The 3,497-nt window shown below is 65.4% G+C and carries 5 protein-coding genes and 1 pseudogene; all 6 read right to left on the reverse strand.

The window, feature by feature from the left end:
- A pseudogene (locus BGO22_RS03790) lies at positions 1-375 on the reverse strand (phenylalanine--tRNA ligase subunit beta); the annotation flags it as partial.
- Between the two features lie 9 nt (positions 376-384).
- Positions 385-1,437, reverse strand: coding sequence for a phenylalanine--tRNA ligase subunit alpha (gene pheS, locus BGO22_RS03795; protein ID WP_070399973.1), 1,053 nt, complete (start codon positions 1,435-1,437; stop codon positions 385-387).
- A gap of 105 nt (positions 1,438-1,542) precedes the next feature.
- Entirely contained in the window at positions 1,543-1,905 is a 363-nt protein-coding gene (gene rplT / locus BGO22_RS03800) for a 50S ribosomal protein L20 (protein WP_009517526.1), read from the reverse strand.
- 23 nt (positions 1,906-1,928) lie between these two features.
- Positions 1,929-2,132, reverse strand: a complete 204-nt coding sequence (gene rpmI, locus BGO22_RS03805) for a 50S ribosomal protein L35 (RefSeq protein WP_070399972.1) — start codon at positions 2,130-2,132, stop codon at positions 1,929-1,931.
- 185 nt (positions 2,133-2,317) lie between these two features.
- The gene (gene infC, locus BGO22_RS03810; protein ID WP_083293252.1) at positions 2,318-2,923 is read right to left on the reverse strand and encodes a translation initiation factor IF-3; all 606 of its coding nucleotides are present in this window, start codon (positions 2,921-2,923) and stop codon (positions 2,318-2,320) included.
- A gap of 115 nt (positions 2,924-3,038) precedes the next feature.
- The coding region (locus tag BGO22_RS03815; protein ID WP_286849082.1) for a His/Gly/Thr/Pro-type tRNA ligase C-terminal domain-containing protein at positions 3,039-3,497 on the reverse strand (459 nt) is incomplete at its 5' end.

Consider the following 3,497-nt stretch of genomic DNA (forward strand, 5'->3'; position numbering starts at 1 on the left):
GCACAGCATGCCCTGGCTTTCCACGCCGCGCAGCTTGCCGAGCTTGATGGCGAAGGGCTTGCCGTCTTCGCCCGGGGGCAGTTCGGCGCCCACCAGCGCGCAAGGCACCTTGATGCCCACGCGGGCGTTCGGCGCGCCGCAAACGATATTGAGCGGCACGCCCTGCCCCACGTCCACCTCGCACACCCGCAGGCGATCGGCGTTGGGGTGCTGAGCAGCGGACTTGATCTCGCCCACCACGACCCGGGTGAACGGCGGCGCCACCGGGCGCAGCTCTTCGACCTCGAGCCCGGCCATGGTGAGGGTGTCGGCAAGTTGCTGGCTCGTCAGCGGCGGGTTGCAGAAGCTGCGCAGCCAGGATTCGGGGAATTGCATGGTGGTCGCTTATCGGAACTGGCTGAGGAAACGCACGTCGCCGTCGAAGAACAGGCGCAGGTCATTGACGCCGTAGCGCAGCATGGTCAGGCGGTCGGGGCCCATGCCAAAGGCGAAGCCGATGTAGCGCTCGGGGTCGAGGCCCATGTTGCGCACCACGTTCGGGTGCACCTGGCCGGAGCCCGCCACTTCGAGCCAGCGCCCGGCCAGCGGGCCGCTCTGGAACTGGATGTCGATCTCCGCGCTCGGCTCGGTGAACGGAAAGAAGCTGGGGCGAAAGCGCAGCACCAGGTCGTCGCTCTCGAAGAAGGTGCGGCAGAAATCGGTGAAGACGACCTTGAGGTCCTTGAAGCTCACGTTCTCGCCAATCCACAGGCCCTCGCACTGGTGGAACATGGGCGAGTGGGTGGCGTCGCTGTCCACGCGGTAGGTGCGGCCCGGCGCGATGACGCGGATCTCGGGCATGCCCTGGCCGGCGTCCAGGGCCGCGCGGTGGCGCTTGACGTGCTGCACCGCGTGGCGGATCTGCATCGGGCTGGTGTGCGTGCGCAGCAGATTGGGCGCTTTCGCCGAGCCGCCTTCCACGTAGAAGGTGTCGTGCATGGAACGCGCCGGGTGGTCCTCGGGGGTGTTCAGGGCCGTGAAGTTGAACCAGTCGGACTCGATCTCGGGCCCCTCGGCCACCTCGAAACCCATGGAGCCGAAGATGGCCTCGATGCGCTCCAGCGTGAGGCTCACCGGGTGCAGCCCGCCCGCGCCGCGCTGACGGCCCGGCAGGCTCACGTCCAGGGCCTCGGCCTTGAGCTGGGCGTCCAGCTCCGCGTCGGCCAGGGCCTGGCGGCGCTGCGTCAGCGCGCCCTCGATGGCCTGCTTGGCCAGGTTGATCGCAGCACCGCGGGTCTTCTTCTCGTCCACCGACAGGGCAGCCATGCCCTTCATCAACTCGGTGATGCGGCCCGACTTGCCCAGGTAGCGCGCCTTGGCGTTCTCCAGGTCGGCCGGCGTGGCGGCCTGCGCGAACTCGGCGCGCGCCGCCTCGGCCAGGTTGTCCAACTCGTTCATTCGATGCGTGTCCGATGCAATGAAAAAAGGGTTGAAGCCGGCGGGTCACCCCTCAAGCCTCAACCCCTTAGAACGGCAGCGGGCGCCTGCGCGCCCGGCCGGGAATCAAGCGGTGGCCAGCTTGGCTTTGACCTGCTCCACGATGCTGCCAAAAGCCGCCGGGTCGTTGACGGCCAGGTCGGCGAGGACCTTGCGGTCGATCTCGATCTGGGCCTTCTTCAGACCGTTGGCGAACTGGCTGTACGTCAGGCCGCAAGCGCGCGCACCGGCGTTGATACGCGCGATCCACAGCTGGCGGAACACGCGCTTCTTGGTGCGGCGATCGCGGTAGGCGTACTGGCCCGCCTTCATCACCGCCTGTTTGGCGATGCGGAAGACGTTGCCGCGGCGGCCGCGGAAACCTTTGGCCAGAGCCAGGACTTTTTTATGGCGGGCGCGAGCCGTGACACCACGTTTGACGCGAGGCATATGCTTCTCCTAGTTCGTCTTGATTACAGGCCAGCGAACGGCAGCATCTGCGCCATGTGACCCATGTTGGTCTCATGGACGTTGACGGCCCCGCGCAGGTGGCGCTTGTTCTTGGTGGACTTCTTGGTCAGGATGTGACGCTTGAAGGCTTGACCGCGCTTGACGGTGCCACCGGGACGAACGCGAAAACGCTTCTTCGCGCTGCTCTTGGTCTTCATTTTGGGCATGGAAATGCTCCTTTTGATTTGTGCTCGCGAGGCGCCGCGGCAACCAGCCACGGTCTTGATGGGCCCCGAGCCACTTCTGGTAAGGCCCTTTCGGGTCTTCCTTTCGGCACCGGCCTTGCGGCTGGTACCTCAAGCCGGCAGGGGACCAACCCTGCCCGCTCAATTCTTCAAACAACCCCGGCGTCTCAGGCCGCCGTGGGGCTGGCCGCCGGCGCCGCCGTTTCGGCCGCGGGCTTCGCCGCCACCTTCTTGCGGCTCGGCGCGATCATCATGATCATCTGGCGCCCTTCCAGCTTCGGGAACTGCTCCACGATGATCAGGTCACCCAACTCGTCGCGGATGCGGTTCAGCAGCGCCAGACCGAGTTCCTGGTGCGTGATCTCGCGGCCACGGAAGCGCAGCGTGATCTTGCACTTGTCGCCGTCGTCCAGGAACCGGCGGATGTTGCGCATCTTGATGTTGTAGTCGCCGTCGTCGGTACCCGGGCGGAACTTGACTTCCTTGATCTCGATGACCGTCTGCTTGGCTTTCGCTTCGGCCGCCTTCTTCTGTTCCTGGTACTTGAACTTGCCGTAATCCATCAGGCGGCACACCGGCGGATTCGCGGTGGCGGCGATCTCCACGAGATCGACGTCGAGCTCGCCAGCCATCCGAAGGGCTTCCTGCAAGCTCACGATGCCCAAGGGCTCGTTGTTCGGGCCGTTGAGGCGAACCTCGGGGGCCATGATTTCCCGGTTCAGGCGGTGCGCGCGTTCTTCACGCTGGCGGCGGTCGCGAAAGTTGGTAGCGATGGTGCGTTTCCTTCAAGTGGGCCGGTGAATCAAAAGCGGCCTGTCGGCCGCGGGGCTGCTCGCACCATGGGCGCCCGGTGATGCGGCGGCTTCACCGGGCCATGCCCGAGGGCGTTCAAGCCTTGGATGAAACCGATGTCGCGACGAGCTGGGAGAAGGCCTCCAGCGACATCACGCCCAGGTCTTTGTTGCCCCGGGCCCGCACCGCCACGGCGCCAGCGGCCTTTTCCTTGTCGCCCACAACGGCAATGAAAGGCAGCTTTTGCAATGCGTGCTCCCGTATTTTATACGTTATTTTCTCGTTGCGCAGATCTGTTTCGACTCTAAGCCCTTGATTCTGCAGTGATTTCGCGATTTCACGACAGTAATCGGCCTGCGCGTCCGTGATGTTGAGCACCGCCACCTGCACCGGCGCCAGCCAGGTGGGCAGCGCGCCGGCGTGCTGTTCGATCAGGATGCCAATGAAACGCTCCAGGCTGCCAACGATGGCGCGGTGCAGCATGATGGGGCGCTGCCGGGAGCCATCTTCGGCCACGTACTCGGCGTCCAGGCGCTCGGGCATGTTCGGGTCGAC

This window comes from Hydrogenophaga sp. 70-12, from assembly GCF_001897365.1.
Taxonomy (GTDB): Bacteria; Pseudomonadota; Gammaproteobacteria; order Burkholderiales; family Burkholderiaceae_C; genus Hydrogenophaga; species Hydrogenophaga borbori.